Here is an 18,947-nt window from a genome sequence, read left to right on the forward strand (position 1 = left end):
ACACAGGTTCCGGCTGGTCGTGCGTCTCCTGGTCGTCACCAGCCAAGGCTTTGTATTGCGCCGGGTCATGTTGCGTTGCTTCAATGGCGCCCGCGCCAAATCCAGGGCCCTCCGCCGCCACCCTTGCCGCCGGCCTTGCCGCGATCGGCTTCTGGCGTCTTTCCGCCGTTGCTGCACCGCACTTAGCGGCGCTGGCGATCCTGTTGCACACCGAAACCGATTTCGGCGGCCGGATCGGCTTCGCGCTGGCGTGGGGCGTCCTGAACTTCTTCTTCATCGCGCTGCTGCGGCGCCCGGCGCTGTCGGCCGCGCTGTCGCTGACGCTGGTCGTGCTGCTGGTGCTGCTGTCGCGGCTCAAGCACGACGTCGTGCAGATGACCGCGAACTTCGTCGACCTGATGGTGATCGACCGCGACACCGCAGCGTATTTGTTCACGATCTTTCCCAACCTGCGCTGGAGCGTCGTCGGCGCCGCGCTCGTGATCCTGCCGCTGATGTATGCGCTGTGGTGGCTCGATCCGTTCCGCATCCGCCGCCGGCCGGCGGCGGCTGGCCTGCTGGCCTGTCTCGCCGCGCTGGCCGGCTATTCCATCGCCTGGCCGGATGAAGCCTGGCGCGGCTACTACGACGACGGCTATTTCTCCAAATTCGCCCGCTCGGGCGTGACGGCGGTTTCCGACTTCGCCAATTACGGCTTCATGGAATCGGAGGCCGTGACCGCCGAGCGGTTGAAGATGCCGCTGGTCGATTCCTGCCAAGTCGCCGGCCGCCGCCCGCACATCATCATGATTCATGACGAGTCGAGCTTCGACATCCGTCAGGCCGCCGGCGTCAAGGTGCCGCCAGGCTATGGCAGCCACTTCAAGTCCTTTGACGGCCGCGAGCGCAAGTTCATGGCCGAGAGCAGCGGCGGCGCAAGCTGGATGGCCGAGTACAATGTGCTGGCCGGCCTGTCGTCGCGATCGTTCGGCCGCTTCTCCTATTTCGTTACCCGCATTGCGTCGGGACGGGTCGAGCGTGGGTTGCCGCTGGCGCTGCGCCGCTGCGGTTACAACACCATCTCGCTCTATCCGGCCTATGGCGCCTTCATGGGCGCGCGCGGCTTCCAGACCTCCACCGGCATCCAGCACTTCTATGACGCGCGCGCCCTCGGCGCGAAGGGCATCGAGCCGGACAGCTTCTTCTACGACAAGGCCGTGAAGCTGATCGCCGATCAGCCGGCCAATACGCCGCTGTTCACCTTCGTCTATCTCGCCGCCAATCATTTCCCCTGGGAAACCAGGTTCCGCCCGGACCTGCTGCCGTCCTGGCGCAAGCCCGGCAACGCGCCGGTGGTCGACGAATATCTGCGCCGCCAGACGATGAGCGCCGGCGACTATGCGGCGTTCGTCGCCAGCCTGAAGAAGAAATTCCCGGCGCAGCCGTTCCTGATCGTTCGCTACGGCGATCATCAGCCGGAGTTTTCGTCGAACCTCTTGGATCCCGGTCTGGACGACGCCAGGGTCGCCCACAAGTTCGACACCTACGACCCGCGCTACTTCACCACCTACTATGCGATCGACGCCATCAATTTCGAGCCGGTGAAGAGTTCGGCCGTTATGGACACGATCGACGCGCCCTATCTGCCGCTGGTGATCCAGGAAGCCGCGGGCATTCCGCTCGACCCCTCGTTCGAGGAGCAAAAGAACATCATGCTCCGCTGCAAGGGTGTATTCTACGCCTGCAAGGACGGGGCTGAAGCCCGCAGGTTCAACCGGTTATTGATCGAGGCAGGTTTCATCAAGGGGCTCTGAGGAGCGATATGTCTGCTGCCGTTGCCGAATCCGGAATGAGCGAAACCGCCGTCGCGAAAGCGCGCGGCGTCCGGTTCTTTGCTGCGGCTGGCCTGATCGTTGCCGTCCATCTGGCGGGGCTGGCGGTCCTGCTCACCACCGAATACGGGCCGTTCGCGATCACGCTCTCCGTGCTGGCGTGGGTATTCGTCAACTGTTTCCTCTTGGTCGTGCTGCAGCGGCCCGGCGTCTGTGCCGCGCTGACGCTGGCCATCATCGTTATCCTGATCGCGTTGTCGCACTTCAAGTTCGGAATTCTGCAGCTAACGCTGACGTTCCTCGACTTCCTGATCATCGACCGCGATACGTTCTCGTTCATGCTCTCGGTGTTCCCGCGCCTGCAGATGCAGTTGGCCTTGGCAGGCCTCGTTGCGGTTCCGCTGTTGTGGCTGGTCTGGCGTTTCGATCCGTTCCGCGTGCGCCGCCGCTTTGCCTTGACGGGGATGGCTGCGACGACAGCATTGATCTCGGTGATGTCGGTAGTCTGGCCCGAGCAGGCCTGGGAGCCGTTCCAGGGCGTCAATCATGTTTCCAGTTTGGCGCGCTCGGGCGTGGTGGCGGTGTCGCGGCTGGCTTCGACGGGATGGATCGAGGTCGATCCGCCGACCAATGGCCCGCTTCGCCTTGCGGGAGCGCACGCTGCCGGCCTGCCCATGCTGCCGCCCGCCGAGACCTGCGACGCCACGGCAAAGCGACCGCACATCATCATGCTGCTCGACGAGTCGAGTTTCGACATCTCGGCCGCGCCTGGCATCAAAGTGCCGCAAGGGTACTCCGATTACTTCAAGTCCATCGACGGCAAGCAACGGACCATGATCGCTGAGGCAACCGGCGGCCCGACGTGGTACACCGAATTCAACGTCCTGACCGGCATGTCGGCACGGTCGTTCGGCGATCTGAAGTTTTATGTCACAAGGATCACCGCGAACCGTGTTGCGCGCGGGTTACCGCAGGCGCTCAAGCGCTGCGGATACAAGACCTTCTCGCTCTATCCGACCTATGGCAACTTCCTCGGCGCGCGTGCATTCCAGAAGGGCGCTGGCGTCGGCCACTTCATCGACATGGCGGATATGGGCGTCGCCCAGGATATGCAGCCCGACAAGTTCTACTTCGATCAGGCCTTGAAGGTGTTTGCGCGGGAGCAGCCGCAGCACGCGCCGGTCTTCATGTTCGTCTACCTCACGGCCAATCATTTTCCCTGGACCGACGTCTATCGGCCCGATCTGACGCCGCCGGACTGGATGCCACCGGGAAACACGGCGGAGACCGACGAATATATTCGTCGCCAGGTCATGACGCAGAACGACTACCGGGAATTCATCGCTGCCCTTAAGCGCGACTATCCGGATCAGTCGTTTCTGGTTCTGCGTTTCGGCGATCACCAGCCGGCCATCTCGCAAAAGCTGCTTGAGCCCGGCATCGACCAGAAATTGCTGGCGAAACGCTTGATGGCAGCCGATCCGCGCTACTTCTCTACCTACTACGCGATTGACGGCATCAACTATCGGCCGGGCGACCTCTCGTCGGCGCTCGATACGCTCGATGCGGCCTACATCCCGCTCGTGATCCAGGAAGCCGCCGGCGTCCCGCTCGATCCGTCGTTCGAGGAGCAGAAGAAGATCATGCTTCGCTGCAACGGCGTGTTCTATGCCTGCCGAAAGGGCGCGGAAGCACGACGATTTAATCGACTCCTGATCGACGCCGGGATGATCAAGGGGCTTTGACGCGCGCTGTCATTGCGAGACCTCGTAGGGTGGGCAAAGCGAAGCGTGCCCACCATCTATTCACCGAACGAGCCCTGAATGTTGCGAAGATCTCCTTTCCGCAGCAAGACGATCGCTTCGCTCGCGATGACGGGGATGGGGCCGCGGCAAATAACAGCGAAATTCACAGGGTGGGCAAAGATCTCGTAGGGTGGGCAAAGCGAAGCGTGCCCACCATCTATTCACCGAACGAGCCTTGAATGTTGCGAAGATCGCCTCCCCAATCCAGGGCGAGCAATCCCTGCTCAACAAAGCGGTGGAAGCTGCTGTGAGGCCAATCGCACACGCGTCTGACGTGGCGGTGTTTCACCGGATTGAAATGAATATAGTCGACGTGTCGCTCGAAATCCTCGTCGTTTCGAATCGCGTGCTCCCAGTATCGGCGTTGCCAGATGCCCTTTTCGCGCTTGGCGATCTTTCTCATTGATCTGGCTCGCGCATCGAGACCCCGCGAAAAGCCACCCTTGATCAGGCTCCAGCGCGTAGAAAAGTCTCCGTCACCATCCGGCAGTGCCCATAGTGCGTGAATGTGGTCGGGCAGGACGCAGATCGCGAGCGTTTCGAACGGGTGTCCTCGTTGAACGGTTTGATAGATGCGCCTCAGGCGATCGACTTCTTCGACCAGCAGGTTACTCGGCCGCTGCGCGAGGGCGACTGTGAAAAAGAAAACACTGCCCTTAGCTCGAACGTATCGCGGCATGCTATGCCGTACTGCAACCTGACATAGTTGCAAAGATGGTGGGCACGCTTCGCTTTGCCCACCCTACGAAGTCTTCTTGCAATGACGGTGCCAGCTACCTCTTCCCCACCTTCTCCCATAGCCATTGCGCCACCGCATCCGGCGAGCTCTCCGCGTCATTGCCGGCCGCGCGCAGATTGGCCTCGCGCATCGTGGCGATGTCGATCTTTCCGATTAGCGGCTGAAGCGCCTTGCGTAAGCCATCGTCATTGGCGCGCTTCGGCGCGAGCAGCACCACCGCGTCGTAAGGCGGGATCGCGCGCCTGACGTCGTTGAGAACAACCAGGTCGTATTTCGCGATCAGCCCGTCGCTGGTGTAGCCGGCGATGACGTCGACCTCGCCGGAGGCGACCGCGGCATACATGAAGTCTGGCTGCATCTGCCGTTGCCCGCGGAACGACAGGCCGTAGGCCTTGCGCAGCGCGGCCCATTCCGGGCGCGAGAAGAATTCATAGTCGCCCGCGATCGACATGTTCGCCGCGCGCGAGGCGAGGTCGGCGATGGTGCGGATGCCCAATTGCTCGGCGCGTTTGCGCGGCATCACCAGCGCATAGGCGTTCTCGAAACCGAGTTCGCCCAATAGCGTGATGTTCTGCTTTGCCAGCATCGTCTTCAGCTCGGCCACCAGCTCCTGGCGCGGCTTGATGTCGGTGCGGTGGAACTGGTTGGCCCACAGCGTGCCGGAATAGTCGACATAGACGTCGATATCATCGGCCGCCAGCGCCTCGAAGATCACGTTGGAGCCGAGGCCTTCGCGCGTCGTCGCCGAGAGGCCGGCCGCCTTCAGCCGCTGTGCCATCAATGCCGACAGCACATATTGTTCGGTAAAGGTCTTGGCGCCGATGATGTAGTTGGTCTGCGACCGCATCATGGTGGGCACCAGCGTGGCCGCGACCAGCGCCGCGATGCCGGCGCCGCCCAGCGCCGCGCGCAGGCGGTTGCGGTGGCGCAAGCCGTTTTCGATCAGCGCCAGCAATTGATCGACCAGAAGCGCCAGCACCGCGGCGGCAAGACAGCCGAACAGCACAAACACCCAGTTCTGGGTCTGCAGCCCCGCGAAGATGTAGTTGCCGAGGCTGGTCTGGCCGATCGGCGTCGACAGCGTCGCGGTGCCGATCACCCAGACCGCTGATGTGCGGATGCCTGCCATCATCACCGGCAGCGCCAGCGGCAATTCCACCGTGAACAGCGATTGCCGCGGCGTCATGCCGACGCCCTGCGCTGCTTCCAGAACCGCAGGCTCGACACCCTGCAGGCCGGTGATGGTGTTGCGCAGCACCGGCAGCATCGAATAGAGCGCCAGCGCCAGCACCGCGGGCAAGAATCCGAATGCGGAAAAACTAAACCCGAACCACGACAGCGAGAGCGCCGCGAGCGCCAGCAGCAGCGGATAGAACAGCGCCAAGAGTGCCAGTCCCGGTACCGTCTGCACGATGCTGGCGAGCCCGAGCAGCGCGGCGCGCGGCACCGGCCGATGTCGCGAGATGATGGCGAGCGGCAGGCTGACCAGAAGTCCCAGCGCCAGCGCGGTGACGCTGACGCGGACATGACTGCCGAGATAATCGGGCAGGTGGCCCAGCGCCTCGCCCCAGCGTGGATCGGCGAAGATGCTCATGCCGCACCGTCCCTCGGCAGCAGGGCGCCGAGCCGTTCGGCCTGCCGCCGCGGCGTGCGCAGAAGTTCGCCGACATAAGCGTTGTCGCTTTCGGAAAGCTCGGATGGCGTACCCTGCGCCAGCAGCCGGCCGCCTCCCATCACCGCGATCCGGTCGGCGAGCAGAATGGCTTCCGTCATGTCATGGGTAATCATGACCGTGGTCAGGCCGAGCTTGCGATGCAGCTCGCGAAAATCGTCGCCGAGCGCGTCGCGGGTGAGGGGATCGAGCGCGCCGAACGGTTCGTCCATCAACACGATGCGCGGCTTTGCAGCGAGCGCGCGCGCCACGCCGACGCGCTGGCGCTGGCCGCCCGAGAGTTCATGCGGCAGCCGGTCGCGATATTGCGCCCGGTCGAGCCTGACAAGGTCGAGCAGCTCGTCCACCCGCGCGGAAATCTCGGCGAGGGGGGCGCCCGTCAGCTTCGGTGTGATGCCGATATTGCCGGCGACGCTGAGATGCGGAAACAGCCCGCCGCTCTGGAAGACGTAGCCGATCCGCCGGCGCAGCAGGATCGGATCGACCTCACGCACGTTCTCGCCTTCGACCGTGATCGAACCAGAGTCCGTCTCGATCAGCCGGTTGGCGAGTCGCAGCAGCGTGGTCTTGCCCGAGCCGGAGCCGCCGACGATGGCAAGGAATTCGCCCTCGGCGACTTCGAGCGAGACGTCGTCGACCGCCACGACACGGCCATCGTCAAAGGTCTTGCCGACACGGGTATAGGCGATCAGTGGAGCGGCCATGCGATCTCGATTCTCAATCTCCCCTGGAGGGGTCCGAGACGAGCAAAGCTCGCTCGTGGGTCGACGCTCATGCAATGAGCGGCGGGGTGGAGTGACGGTCTCTCCTTACGAACAGTGCTCGGGTGGAGAGATCACCCCACCCCGTCTCACATTTCGCTTCGCTCATGTGAGCCGACCCACGAGCGAGCTTTGCTCGTCTCGGCCCCCTCCAGGGGAGGGTAAGAGATCACCTACCACGTCGCAGGCCTTCGTTGAACTTCTCCTTCGTACCCGCTAAGGCATCCCTCCAAACGCTTGGGGAGAAAACATGGCGAATACCGCACAGCCGACGGCGGTCGCGCTTGGCGATGCGACGGTGGCTTTTCGCGTGGCCGGGGACCGCGTCTATACGGCCGTGGAGAAGGCCAATCTGTCCGTCGCGCATGGCGAGTTCGTCGCTATTGTCGGCCCGACCGGCTGCGGGAAGTCGACGCTGCTCAACGTCGCCGCAGGGCTTCTGAAGCCGGCGTCGGGGTCGGTGAAGATTTTCGACCAGCCGCTTGCGGGGTTGAACCGGGATGCCGGCTATCTCTTCCAGGCCGATGCGCTGTTTCCCTGGAAGACGGCGATCGACAATGTCGCCATCGGGCTCGAGATCAAGGGCGCGCCGCGCGAGCAGGCGCTGCAGCGCGCGGAAGGCTGGCTCACCTCGGTAGGCCTCGGCGCGTTCGGCAACCGTTATCCGCACATGCTCTCCGGCGGACAGCGCAAGCGCGTCGGCCTCGCGCAGGTGCTGATCCGCGATCCCAAGATACTCCTGATGGACGAGCCGTTCGGCCCGCTCGATGCCCAGACCCGGCAGATCATGGGCAATCTCCTGCTCGAATTATGGAACGCCGACCGCAAGGCCGTGCTGTTCGTCACCCACGATCTCGAAGAGGCGATAGCGCTTGCCGACCGTGTCGTGATCATGTCGGCAGGTCCCTCGGCGCGCATCATCGGCGACTGGCGGGTGCCGCTGCCGCGCCCGCGCGACATCTCCGAAATCCGGATGGAAAAGGATTTTCATGAGCTGCACCGGGAAATCTGGAGCGTGCTGAAGGACGAAGTGATGAAGGGCTACGTGCAATCCACGCAAGCGGAGGCAAGCTGATGTCGTTTTTCCTACGTCGTCCCGGCCTAGTGCGCAATTGCGCACGGCGCCGGGACCCATGCGCCGTGTCCTATCGTTTGGGCGATAGGGTAGCGACCTTCTGCAACAATGAACATCAGTGGTTATGGGTCCCTGCTTTCGCAGGGACGACGTGGAGATAGTTATCGCTCATGTCTCGATTAATGCTTCTCACATGTCAGCTTCTGGTCGCCGTCGTCGCGCTGGCGGTGTGGCAGTTCCTCACCACAGTGCCGGTGTTCGGCCGCATCCTGCTGCCGCCGTTCTTCTTCTCCAACCCGATCGATGTCGGCAGCCAGATCGTAAAATGGTTTTCAAGTGGCGTGATCTGGAAGCATCTCATCATCACGCTGTGGGAATCTCTGCTGGCCTTCGTGATCGGCTCGGTCGGCGGCGTGCTGGTCGGCTTCTGGTTCGCGCGGCAGCCGCGCGTCGCCGCGGTGTTCGACCCCTATGTGAAGATGGTCAACGCGCTGCCGCGCGTCGTGCTGGCGCCGATCTTCACGCTGTGGCTGGGCCTGGGCATCTGGTCCAAGGTCGCGCTCGGCGTGACGCTGGTGTTCTTCATCGTGTTCTTTAACGTCTATCAGGGCGTCAAGGAGGTCTCGAACACCGTGCTCGACAATGGCCGCATGCTCGGCATGAACGAGCGGCAGTTGATGCGGCATGTCTATTGGCCGTCGGCGCTGTCGTGGATGTTTTCCTCGTTGCACACCTCGGTCGGTTTCGCGGTGGTCGGCGCCGTCGTCGGCGAGTATCTGGGCTCCGCGGCCGGCCTCGGCTACCTGATCCAGCAGGCCGAAGGCGTCTTCGACGTCGCCGGCGTGTTCGCCGGGATGTTCGTGCTTTCAGCCTTCGTCATCCTGATCGACATGGGTGTGACGCTGGCCGAGCGGCGGCTATTGGTGTGGCGGCCGGCAGCGGCGGAGGGCAGAGGGTAGGGTTCTCTGCCGTCATTGCCTGCATTTACTTCCGCGACCGGAAAAGCAACCAAATCCGGCGGTTTGACCGCCGTTTCCTTATTGCGGAGCCAGCGGATGCCCGGCGTGCATCATAAGCTGTTGACATAGACATGTTATGTTATAACATTTCACAAACCTTTGCTCCTTCAGGCTGTGTCGACAATGAATGTTGTTTTCTTCCCAAGATCGCCGCGCCACCAATGGAACGTAGTGCGTGAATTGAAAGAGCATGCCCGGACAGCCATCAACGCCGATGATAAAACGATAATTACCGTCAGCGAACGCAGCGATCCTGGTCGCGGCGGCGCTCGAACCATCGTGCTCATCATGCACCCGAGACGGCCAACCGAGGCCGTCTCGATCGAGAAGCCGCTTGAACAGATCACGCAGACAGACCTTGCGGATGCGCTGGCGCCGTTGGCCGCACCAACCGGCCTGCCCGAACCTCCATCGAAACGGAATGACCATCGCTTGTCCGCGGATCGACGCTAGCCGGCACAGACCAATTGCACCATCAGCAAAGGACAACTCCATGCAGATGGCTTTGAACCAGACTCCGGTCACGGACCGGCTTAAACAGGGATTTGAGTCGCCGCGTTTGATCGTCGGTGCATTGGCGAGCTGCGGGCTGCCTTTTTCGAGCATCCGCCAATCATCTCACGCTCGTGCGGAAGGCGGCACGATTCATCTGCTACCGTCTCAATTTGAGAGTGGCTTCACGACCGGTTGATCGTGGTCGGTATGGCAGCAGATGATTTTCTCCGGCCATATCAGTTCATCGTGCGATTCAAGAACCTCCCGGCCAGTCGTGAAAATGATCCACAATGCAACGGCTCCTGCGATGATTGGATCGAAGATCGGATAACCCGTCACCAGAAGCAGTAAGCCCGCGGCCACCGGGGCAAGGGATACCCATACGTCGCCAAGATTATGGATATATGCGAGCCGGATTGCAGCGTTGTTTTGGCTTGGCTCCAGGAGCAAGCGGGCCACGCTCCAATTGGCGGCAGCGGCAGCCAGACCCACGATCATCGGAACGACGCCCTGAACCGGCACCGGATTGGACAGACGCTCCCCGGCCTGCCACAAAAGCAGTCCGCTGACCGCAATCAGCCCGACCGAGTTAAAGAGATTTCCGGCCCTCAACAGCCGCCGCGAAGGACCTCTGGCGACCAGGAACGCTGCATACAGGCAGACCAGAGCCAACTCGTCCGACAGGTTATGCGCGCTGTCCATCAGCAGGCTCAGGCTCGATGCCTGATAGCCGGCAATACCCTCCACCACGAAGATTGCAGTGTTTATCGCCACTGCAGCGGCAACGGCCTTTTGATGATGAGCCATTCTGCATCCCCATCTCCGCGACTAGGCAAACGCGACTTGGCAAACATGTACACTAGAATGTGCTTCGAGGTGCCGACCATGAACTACTTCGTTCGCGCGGTTGCGATATCGTCGCCGGCGTCATCGGCCGGCGCCTCCAGCGTCGCTAGTGTTCGATCACCATCGCCCTCAGGCTAACTGCACGGGCCCGTGATCATCGCAATGATCACCGTGCGGATGGTGCAGCCGGCCGTCTACAAGATAGTCGACATGGTCACCATGCGGCACCGCTTCATGTCCGCAGTTTGGACCGTGCGCGTGCTCGCAATGGACTTGAGGAGTGCATTGCACGGGATTTGTGGCATTCACCGTGATGACATGTTCGTCCACGTGATCCTCGTGCATATGGTGGAGATGGCCGTCGTGAAGATAATCCACATGTCCGTCATGACGAACCGCGGTGTGCCCGCAATCCGGGCCATGTTTATGAGTGTGGTTGGCATGGTGTTTCTCGGTACATGTGGTCATTGGCAATACTCCTTGCGCTTATTTGCCATCGATACCCATCATCGCAGACAATAGTGGAATAGTTGCGGAAGCCAACGATGCCTGAGGTGTTCGCAGCCTGACTTCCCTTGATTTAGCTGCCGATAGCCGATGTTATAACGTTCAAGTGGGAACGAAGGTTGCGAGCCGAGCACCAATCTACGGTTCAGACATCCAGGTCTTTCATATGTTGGGAGCCGCGATTGTTGCATGGATTCAGGCGGCCTTCTCAACGTCCGTGCGCTGCTCTATGTTGCCGGCCAACGAATGGAGGAAACCATGAAGAAACTGTTCGGCCGGCTGGCCGCTTCGCTGCTGGCGCTGGCGCTGACCTCGGGATTTGCCGCAGCGCAAAGCAAGGTTACCGTCGCGATCGGGGGCGGCTCATGCCTGTGCTATCTGCCCACCGTACTCGCCAAGCAACTCGGCGAATACGAAAAGGCGGGGCTGGCCGTCGAACTGGTCGACCTCAAAGGCGGCTCGGATGCACTGAAGGCCGTCCTCGGCGGCAGCGCCGACGTGGTGTCGGGCTATTTCGACCACTGCGTCAATCTGGCCGCCAAGAAGCAGGAGCTGCAGTCCTTCGTGATCTATGACCGCTATCCCGGCCTGGTGCTGGTCGTGTCACCTGCACACACCAGCGAGATCAAATCGATCAAGGATCTGGCCGGCAAGAAGGTCGGCGTCAGCGCACCGGGCTCCTCGACCGATTTCTTTCTGAAGTATCTGTTGAAGAAGAACGGCCTCGATCCGACCAGCGCCGCGGTCATCGGCGTCGGCCTCGGTGCCACCGCCGTGGCGGCGATGCAGCAGGGACAGATCGATGCCGCTGTGATGCTCGATCCGTCCGTGACCGTTTTGCAGGGCAGCTATCCCGATTTGAAGATACTGGCCGACACCCGCAGCGAGAAGGACACGCTCGCCGTGTTCGGCGGCGAATATCCCGGCGGCGCGCTCTACACCACCACGGCGTGGATCAAGTCGCACGAGAAGGAAGTGCAGGCGCTGACCAATGCAATCGTCAACACGCTCGCCTGGATTCACTCGCATTCGCCGGAAGAGATCATGGCGAAGATGCCCGACGAAATCGTCGGCAAGAACAAGGAGCTTTATCTGGCGGCGCTGAAGAATACGATCCCGATGTATTCGTTGACCGGCAAGATGGATCCTAAGGGCGCGGATGCGGTGCTCGCGGTGTTCAGCGAGAGTTCGCCGGAGATCGCCAAGGCCAATATCGACGTGACCAAGACTTACACCAACAAATATGTCGAGCAGGTCAAGAGGACCACCGGCGCGAATCCGAAGTAAGGTCGGTACAGGATGGGCGTGAGATCGAGCGACGTCGGGCGATGAGCGACACGAAGCCGCTGGTCATTCATCGCGTCAGCGCGCTCGACCTCGTTGTCGAGGCATGGGCGTGGCCGTTTGCCGAGGCGCGGCGCGCGGAGATAGCGGCGCATTTCGCGGACAAGCAGCGCGAAAAGCCTGCCATGTGGAACGGCCGCATGCTGCTCGGGCGCAACCCGGTGTTCTCAGGCGATCGCTTCAGCGCCAGCTATTTCGAAACCGATTTCGCAAGCTTCCTGGCCTGGCGCGACTGGGGCTTTCCCGATACTGGCGTGTTCAACGGCTTTGGCATGGGCGCGCTACGCTGCGCCGACGGCGCCTTCGTACTCGGCGAGATGGGCCGGCATACCTCCAATGCCGGGCGCATCTATTTTCCATCGGGCACGCCCGACCTCGACGACATCAGGGACGGCACGGTCGACATACCAGGCAGCGTCACGCGCGAACTCCAGGAAGAGACCGGCCTTGCGCCCGGCGAATACGACAGCGACCCGCATTGGCACTGTATCTGTACGGGGCCTGCAGTCGCGATGATGCGCATGCTGCACATCAACATGCCGGGCGAAGCCCTGCGTGAGCGGATCGAGCGCAACCTCGCCTCGCAGCGCCAGCCGGAATTATCCGCGATCCATCTTGTGCGCGGTACAAGCGATCTCACCTCCGCAATGCCGCGTTTTGTCACGGCGTTCATCGAGGCGCAGCTCGCATCCGAGCCCTGACGCAGCAATACGCTTGACATCTGGTGGCGCTACCAATGTGATAGGCGACAACAAGAACAAGAAAACGCAGTGCACAAAAAATAAATCCAGGGAGGATTTCCATGCCGGGGCGCAAAGCTGCACGCCTTCTCGTCGGGCTGTCTGCCGCAATCGCGGTGCTGGGGATGGCGGTTACCGCCGAGGCTCAGGAAAAGAAGATCAAGATCGGCGTGATCTACGACCTGACCGGCCCGCTCGCCGGCGGCGGTTCGGAGCTGCAATATATCGGCGCCAAGATCATGCTCGACCAGTACGCCAAGACCGGCGTCGAAGGCTACAAGGTCGAAGCGGTCTACGCCGACGCGCAAAGCAAGCCTGATGTCGCGATCAACGAGGCGGTGCGGCTGATCGAGCAGGAAAAGGTCAACATGCTGCTCGGCTTCTTCTCCTCGGCGCAATGCGTGCCGGTGGCCGCGCGCGTCGAGCAGCTCAAGAACTTCATGTGGATCACCACCTGCATTTCCTCGGCGGTGCTGGCCGACAAGAACTTCAAATACGTATTCCGTCCGCAGGCTTCCGGCGACCAGTTCGGCCTGATGACGATGGATTTCATCGCGCAGAACTCCAAGGCAAAGCTCGGCAAGGAGCCGAAGGACCTGCGCGTCGCCATCATCCACGAGGACGGCGCCTACGGCGTCGACGTCTCCAAGGGCAACGAGGCCGGCGCCAAGAAGGCTGGCTTCAATATCGTGCTGAAGGAAGGCTATTCGGCCACCGCGCCGGATCTGTCCTCGCTTGTCACCAAGCTGAAGCGCGCGCGGCCCGACGTGATCTTCCACACCGGGTACAACCCGGACATCACCTTGTTCGGCCGCCAGGCGCGCGAGCAGGGCCTGAAATTCCAGGCACTCGTCGGTCACGGCGCGGGCTACGGTGTCTACGAGAAGCTGAAGGAAGGTTTGGGCGGCGACGTCAACTACGTCTTCAATGCCGATCCGATCTCAATCTGGCTCGCCAACCAGAAATCGATGGATCCGAAGCTGCCGCCGGTCATCAAGATGGTCGGCGAGGAGTTCGACAAGGCCAAGCCCGGCGTTGCGATCCGCTCCGCCCATGTCGGCATGGCCGCGTCGAACACCTATATCTTCCTGACCGAAGTGCTGCCGCGCGCCATCAAGAAATATGGCGGCGTCGATCCCGAAGCGCTGCGCAAGGCAGCCCTCGAAGTCGACCTTCCCGAAGGCGGCACCATGCTGGGCTTCGGCGTCAAGTTCCACGGCGAGGGCAGCCAGATGGCCGGCCAGAACGAGCGCTCGTTCCCGGTGGTCATCCAGTACATTGACGACAAGTCCTATGTGGTGTGGCCGAAGAGCCAGGCGCAGCGCGAGGCCGTGTTGCCCTTACCGAAGGGAACCACGTTCAGCAACCAGTAGAGCATGATCCTCGCGCAAACGCTTCGCGTTTGTCGCGTATTCCGGATCATGTTCAAATAAGAAGAGTCAGCATGGTTCAACGAAGTTGAAGCGTGCGAGAACGGAGAATCCGGCGTGCTGGCTGTAGAAGGGTTGGTGAAGCGTTTCGGCGGCTTCACCGCGGTTAACAACGTGTCGTTCCGGGTCGAACAGGGCGAGATTCTCGGCCTGATCGGCCCGAACGGCTCCGGCAAGAGCACGATCTTCAACATGCTGTCGGGCACGCTGGTTCCGACGGCCGGATCGATCCTGTTCGACGGCGCGGAGATCGCAGGCGTAGCCCCTCACCGCATCATCAACCGCGGCATCGGCCGCACCTTCCAGATCCCGCGGCCGTTTCACCGGCTCAGCATCTTCGAGAACGTGGCGCTCGCCGGATATTACGGGCAGGGCCGCCACAGCCGCGCCAAGGCGGATGAGGCGGCCGAGCGGGCGCTTCGCATGGTCGGCCTGCCGACCGACCGCCACGCCAGCGTCGACGGCCTGGGCGCGGCAGGCCTAAAGAAACTCGAACTCGCCAAGGCACTCGCCACGGGGCCGAAACTTCTGCTCGCCGACGAAAGCCTCGGCGGCCTCGACGAGCACGAGATGGATCAGGCCGCCGACATGCTGCGCAAGATCCGCGACGAACTCGGCATCACCATCATCTGGGTCGAGCACATCATGGGCGTGTTGATGCGGGTGGTCGATCGCGTGATGGTGCTCGATCACGGCGAGAAGATTTCCGAAGGCCTGCCGAGCGCGGTCGCCGGCGACCCAAGAGTGATCGAGGTCTATCTCGGTACGGACGCGGATTCGAGCCAGATTGCGGCCGCGGAAGCGCGTCGCAAGGCAGGGGTCTAGCGCATGCTCGAATTGAAATCGATCGACGCAGGCTACGGCAGCTTTCAGGCGCTGTTCGGGATCAACCTCGAGGTCAAGGCGGGGGAGGCGGTCGGCGTGATCGGCCCCAACGGCGCCGGAAAAACCACGCTGATGCGCGTGATCTCAGGGCTCATCCGGCCGACCAGGGGCGCGATCGCGATGGAAGGCCACGACGTGCTGGCGACGCCGGCGCATCGCATCGTTGATCTCGGCATCGCGCATGTGCCGGAAAATCGCCGGCTGTTCCCGCGGCTCACCGTCGACGACAATCTGAAGATGGGTGCCTACATGCCGGGGGCGCGCGCCAAATATGCCGAGCGGCTGGATTTCGTGTTCGACCTGTTTCCGCGCATGAAGGAGCGGCGCAGCCAGATGGCCGGCACCCTATCCGGCGGCGAACAGCAGATGTGCGCGATCGGCCGCGCGCTGATGTCGGATCCGAAACTGTTGCTGCTCGACGAGCCGTCGGCCGGTCTTGCGCCGGTCGTGGTCCAGCAGGTGTTCGAGCTGGTCAAACGCATCCGCGCCAGCGGGCTCACGGTGTTGATCGTCGAGCAGAACGTGCAGCAGGTGCTGAAAGTGGTCGACCGCGCCTATCTGCTCGAGGCCGGCACCATCCGCGCGTCCGGCACGTCGGAAGAGATGATGTCGACCGATACGATCAAGCAGGCTTATTTGGGCGTCTAAGGCAGGTCACGCATGCAGGCATTCCTCGACACGTTCGACATCTATCTGCTGGAAGCCGTGGTCAACGGCATCCTGCTCGGCGGCGTGCTGGCGCTGCTCGCGCTCGGGCTCAATTTGATCTTCGGCGTCATCGACGTCACCTGGATCTGCTATGCCGAGCTGGTCATGATCGGCATGTACGGCATGTACTACATGGTCCAGGTGTTCGGCCTGCCGTATTGGGTCGCGGCGCCGTTCGCAGTCCTGCTGGTGGCGGCGCTTGGGGCGGCGCTGCACTACATCGTCATCGCGCCGCTTCTGACCGCGCCACCGATCAACCAGTTGCTCGCGACCGGCGGCGTGCTGTTCATCCTGCAGAGTTTTGCCACTGTTGCTTTCGGCATCGATTTCCGCAATCTCGGCATCCGCCTGCCGGTGCTGGCGATCGGCGAGATGCATTTCAGCTATTCGCGGCTGCTGGCCTTCGCCGCCGCCTTGATCGGCATGCTGGCGATCTACTTCTTCATGAAGCGCACCTATACCGGCACGGCGATCCGCGCCGTCGCGCAGGACCGCCAGATCATGTCGCTGATGGGGGTCGATACCAAGCGCATCTATCTCATCACCTCGGCGTTGGGCGGCGCGCTCGCCGGCCTCGCCGCCTGTCTTCTGGTGCTGCAATACGACGTGCACCCCTTTGTCGGGCTGTCGTTCGGGCCGATCACCTTCCTGATCTGCGTGCTCGGGGGCCTGGGGAATTTCGTCGGCGGCTTCATCGCGGCGTTCGTATTCGCCCAGATCATTTCGCTGGGCGGCCTGTACTCCGACCTCGAATGGGGTTACGTGCTGGCCTTTGCCTTCTTCATCGTCATGATGTTCATCCGGCCCGCGGGCCTGCTGGCGAGGCGCTCGTGAATTCCCGTTATGCCGCCTGGGGCGTTGGCCTCGCAGCGCTGATCGCGCTGCCCTTTGTCTATCGCGAGCCCTACCACCTGCATATTCTCGTGCTGATCCTGATCTGGTCGTTCGCCTATACCGCATGGTCGATCATGGGCCGCTTCGGCCTGGTGTCGCTCGGCCATGGCGGCTTCATGGGCGTCGGCGCCTATGTCACCGCGCTGTTGTGGAACCATCTCGATGTGTCGCCGTGGATCGGCATTCCCATCAGCATGGTGGCGGCGGGGGTGCTGGCGCTGGTCGTCGCCTATCCCTGCTTTCGCTTCCGCATCACCGGGCATTATTTTGTGCTGGTAACGCTGGCGCTGTCCGGCATCGTGCTGCAGGTCATCACCGCAACGCGTGACTACACCGGCGGCTCGCTCGGCTACACGCCGGACCGCGCCCGCAGCGGCTCCGGCTTGCTGGCGCTGCAGTTCGACGACAAGACGACGTGGTACCTGATCGCGCTGTTCGTCTGGGTCGTAGGCCTTCTGATCTGGCGCTGGGTCGACCGCAGCATGAGCCGCTACGCCATGGAGGCGATCTCGGAGGACGAGGACGCAGCCGCCGCGGCCGGCGTCAACGTCACGGCCGAAAAGCTCAAGATCACGCTGATCTCGGCGCTGATGACCGCGCTCGCCGGCGCGCTCTATTGCCAGTACCAGATGTTCATCTCGCCCGACACTGTCAGCGGCATTGCGGTGTCGCTGCAGATGGTGTTCGCCGTCATCGTCGGCGGCCTCTATGTCTCGCTCGGCCCGACGGTCGGCGCCGTCATCACCATCATGCTCGCCGAAGTGCTGCGCATCGGGTTCGGAACCAAGGCGGTCGGCTGGGACAACCTCGTCTACGGCGTGCTGCTGGTCATCTTCATCATATTCCTTCCCAAGGGCATTCTTGGTAGCGTTCTCGACAGATTGAAAACGCAACCCAAGAAGACGTGAAGGATTGAGCGGAGATAGATGAGCAAAAAATCCTTGCTGTCGCTGGCGAACGAGCTGAAGCCCTATATCGTCCCGTTTCGCTACGACGGCTCGGGCGAATTTCACCTGAAATCGCACAAGACCAATGAGAGGGGCGGCCTCGACAAGGAGAGCGCGACCAGGATCATCGAAGCCAATCGCAAGCGGCTCAACGATTTCCAGGAAAAACTCTACGCGCAAGACCGCTGGTCGCTGCTCCTCATCTTCCAGGGCATGGACGCTGCGGGTAAGGACTCCGCGATCAAGAGCGTGTTCGAGGGCGTCAACCCGCAGGGCTGCGAGGTCACTTCGTTCAAGCAGCCGTCGACGAAAGAGCTCGACCACGATTTCCTGTGGCGCAGCATGGTCGCGCTGCCGGAGCGCGGCCGGATCGGCATCTTCAACCGCTCTTATTACGAGGAATGCCTGGTGGTGCGGGTGCACTCGGAGATTCTCGCCAGACAGAAGATCCCGCAGCAGTTGGTGACCAAGGACATCTGGAAGGAGCGTTTCGAAGATATCTCCGCGATGGAGCGCTACCTCGCACGCAACGGCACCGTGATCCTGAAATTCTTCCTGAACGTCTCCAGGGAGGAGCAGCGCGAGCGCTTTCTCGAGCGGCTGGAGGACCCTGCCAAGAACTGGAAATTCTCGCTCGCCGACATCGGCGAGCGCAAGCTGTGGGCGAAATACCAGGCCGCCTACCAGGACATGATCCGCCACACCTCGACGCAGGCGGCCCCTTGGATCGTGGTCCCTGCCGACTACAAATGGTTCGCCCGCGTGGTGATCGGCTCGACGATCGTCGCAGCGCTGGACAGCCTCGACCTGCACTTCCCGAAAGTCGACAAAGCCGACCGCAGCGAGTTCAAGCAGGTCCGCGAGGCGCTGCTGGCGGAGGGGAAGGCGAAGTAACGGGGGCTCGAATGGCACCCGGATATTCCGCCCGTCATTCCCCGCGAAGGCGGGGAATCCAGTACGCTGCGGCTGCTCGGCCCCAGCATCGTTCTCGCCCGAATGCGATACCATGGATTTGCTCGACAACATACTTCAGCTTCTCATCAAAGCATTGCGAGACCCTCGCAGAGAAACCGTTTGGGAGTTTCAGAAGTTTTTCTGGGACAATCAGCGGAGGCTGGAACCTTCAATCAGTGCAGAAGCCTTAGGTGGTGTGGACTCTAAGGATTCCCTTTTAGGAGCAAATCAGATTCAAGGCTGCTTTTTGGGAGGCGGCCTTGGGTGTGATGGATCGTTTGGTTTTGAGCGACGCGGCTTGGGAGCGGATGGCTC

The 18,947-nt window shown here is 62.0% G+C and carries 19 protein-coding genes; 14 read left to right on the top strand and 5 right to left on the bottom strand.

Annotation, left to right across the window (positions count from 1 at the left end):
* The first annotated feature begins 83 nt into the window (after nucleotides 1-83).
* Together GWE18_RS20430 and GWE18_RS20435 are read left to right on the top strand one after the other, a co-directional pair.
* Nucleotides 84-1,793 (top strand): sulfatase-like hydrolase/transferase, encoded by a 1,710-nt coding sequence (locus GWE18_RS20430; RefSeq protein WP_275187498.1) that lies wholly within the window; start codon nucleotides 84-86, stop codon nucleotides 1,791-1,793.
* A gap of 35 nt (nucleotides 1,794-1,828) precedes the next feature.
* The gene (locus GWE18_RS20435) at nucleotides 1,829-3,556 is read left to right on the top strand and encodes a sulfatase-like hydrolase/transferase (RefSeq protein WP_275187499.1); all 1,728 of its coding nucleotides are present in this window, start codon (nucleotides 1,829-1,831) and stop codon (nucleotides 3,554-3,556) included.
* A gap of 217 nt (nucleotides 3,557-3,773) precedes the next feature.
* Here the strand turns inward: GWE18_RS20435 and GWE18_RS20440 are convergent, their stop codons facing one another.
* From GWE18_RS20440 to GWE18_RS20450, 3 genes are all read right to left on the bottom strand, one after another.
* Nucleotides 3,774-4,295: a transposase gene (locus GWE18_RS20440; RefSeq protein ID WP_275187500.1), complete on the bottom strand. Its 522-nt coding sequence runs from the start codon at nucleotides 4,293-4,295 to the stop codon at nucleotides 3,774-3,776.
* A 94-nt stretch (nucleotides 4,296-4,389) separates the two neighbouring features.
* Nucleotides 4,390-5,949: a glycine betaine ABC transporter substrate-binding protein gene (locus GWE18_RS20445; protein WP_275187501.1), complete on the bottom strand. Its 1,560-nt coding sequence runs from the start codon at nucleotides 5,947-5,949 to the stop codon at nucleotides 4,390-4,392.
* Complete coding sequence (locus tag GWE18_RS20450) at nucleotides 5,946-6,731, bottom strand: ATP-binding cassette domain-containing protein (protein WP_275187502.1); 786 nt, start codon at nucleotides 6,729-6,731, stop codon at nucleotides 5,946-5,948. The genes GWE18_RS20445 and GWE18_RS20450 overlap by 4 nt, the downstream gene beginning before the upstream one ends.
* A gap of 307 nt (nucleotides 6,732-7,038) precedes the next feature.
* On the opposite strand from GWE18_RS20450, the gene GWE18_RS20455 reads away from it, so the two are divergent.
* Both GWE18_RS20455 and GWE18_RS20460 read left to right on the top strand, forming a co-directional pair.
* Entirely contained in the window at nucleotides 7,039-7,863 is an 825-nt protein-coding gene (locus GWE18_RS20455; RefSeq protein WP_275187503.1) for an ABC transporter ATP-binding protein, read from the top strand.
* A 170-nt stretch (nucleotides 7,864-8,033) separates the two neighbouring features.
* Nucleotides 8,034-8,822 (top strand): ABC transporter permease, encoded by a 789-nt coding sequence (locus tag GWE18_RS20460; protein WP_275187504.1) that lies wholly within the window; start codon nucleotides 8,034-8,036, stop codon nucleotides 8,820-8,822.
* Nucleotides 8,823-8,900: 78 nt separating this feature from the next.
* On the opposite strand, the gene GWE18_RS20465 is transcribed toward GWE18_RS20460, so the two are convergent.
* Nucleotides 8,901-9,488 (bottom strand): hypothetical protein, encoded by a 588-nt coding sequence (locus tag GWE18_RS20465; protein ID WP_275187505.1) that lies wholly within the window; start codon nucleotides 9,486-9,488, stop codon nucleotides 8,901-8,903.
* Between the two features lie 54 nt (nucleotides 9,489-9,542).
* Nucleotides 9,543-10,184 (bottom strand): cation diffusion facilitator family transporter, encoded by a 642-nt coding sequence (locus tag GWE18_RS20470; RefSeq protein WP_275187506.1) that lies wholly within the window; start codon nucleotides 10,182-10,184, stop codon nucleotides 9,543-9,545.
* 201 nt (nucleotides 10,185-10,385) lie between these two features.
* Here GWE18_RS20470 and GWE18_RS20475 point away from each other — a divergent pair, with 201 nt between their 5' ends.
* From GWE18_RS20475 to GWE18_RS20520, 10 genes are all read left to right on the top strand, one after another.
* Nucleotides 10,386-10,745, top strand: coding sequence for a hypothetical protein (locus GWE18_RS20475; RefSeq protein WP_275187507.1), 360 nt, complete (start codon nucleotides 10,386-10,388; stop codon nucleotides 10,743-10,745).
* A 243-nt stretch (nucleotides 10,746-10,988) separates the two neighbouring features.
* Nucleotides 10,989-12,017: an ABC transporter substrate-binding protein gene (locus tag GWE18_RS20480; RefSeq protein WP_275187522.1), complete on the top strand. Its 1,029-nt coding sequence runs from the start codon at nucleotides 10,989-10,991 to the stop codon at nucleotides 12,015-12,017.
* A gap of 41 nt (nucleotides 12,018-12,058) precedes the next feature.
* Nucleotides 12,059-12,775 carry an NUDIX hydrolase gene (locus GWE18_RS20485; RefSeq protein WP_275187508.1) on the top strand — a complete coding sequence of 239 codons (717 nt, stop codon included), beginning with the start codon at nucleotides 12,059-12,061 and terminating at the stop codon, nucleotides 12,773-12,775.
* Between the two features lie 101 nt (nucleotides 12,776-12,876).
* The gene (locus GWE18_RS20490) at nucleotides 12,877-14,187 is read left to right on the top strand and encodes an ABC transporter substrate-binding protein (RefSeq protein ID WP_275187509.1); all 1,311 of its coding nucleotides are present in this window, start codon (nucleotides 12,877-12,879) and stop codon (nucleotides 14,185-14,187) included.
* A 114-nt stretch (nucleotides 14,188-14,301) separates the two neighbouring features.
* On the top strand, nucleotides 14,302-15,069 hold the full coding sequence (locus GWE18_RS20495; protein ID WP_275187510.1) for an ABC transporter ATP-binding protein: 768 nt from the start codon (nucleotides 14,302-14,304) through the stop codon (nucleotides 15,067-15,069).
* A gap of 3 nt (nucleotides 15,070-15,072) precedes the next feature.
* Nucleotides 15,073-15,777 (top strand): ABC transporter ATP-binding protein, encoded by a 705-nt coding sequence (locus GWE18_RS20500; RefSeq protein WP_275187511.1) that lies wholly within the window; start codon nucleotides 15,073-15,075, stop codon nucleotides 15,775-15,777.
* 12 nt (nucleotides 15,778-15,789) lie between these two features.
* Entirely contained in the window at nucleotides 15,790-16,671 is an 882-nt protein-coding gene (locus GWE18_RS20505) for a branched-chain amino acid ABC transporter permease (RefSeq protein ID WP_275187512.1), read from the top strand.
* Nucleotides 16,668-17,639, top strand: coding sequence for a branched-chain amino acid ABC transporter permease (locus GWE18_RS20510; RefSeq protein ID WP_275187513.1), 972 nt, complete (start codon nucleotides 16,668-16,670; stop codon nucleotides 17,637-17,639). The genes GWE18_RS20505 and GWE18_RS20510 overlap by 4 nt, the downstream gene beginning before the upstream one ends.
* 18 nt (nucleotides 17,640-17,657) lie before the next feature.
* Entirely contained in the window at nucleotides 17,658-18,572 is a 915-nt protein-coding gene (locus tag GWE18_RS20515) for a polyphosphate kinase 2 family protein (protein ID WP_275187514.1), read from the top strand.
* Nucleotides 18,573-18,684: 112 nt separating this feature from the next.
* On the top strand, nucleotides 18,685-18,947 hold a 263-nt coding region (locus GWE18_RS20520), incomplete at its 3' end, for a hypothetical protein (RefSeq protein WP_275187515.1).

Origin of the sequence: Bradyrhizobium sp. CSA112, from assembly GCF_029051645.1 — a bacterium.
Lineage (GTDB): Bacteria > Pseudomonadota > Alphaproteobacteria > Rhizobiales > Xanthobacteraceae > Bradyrhizobium.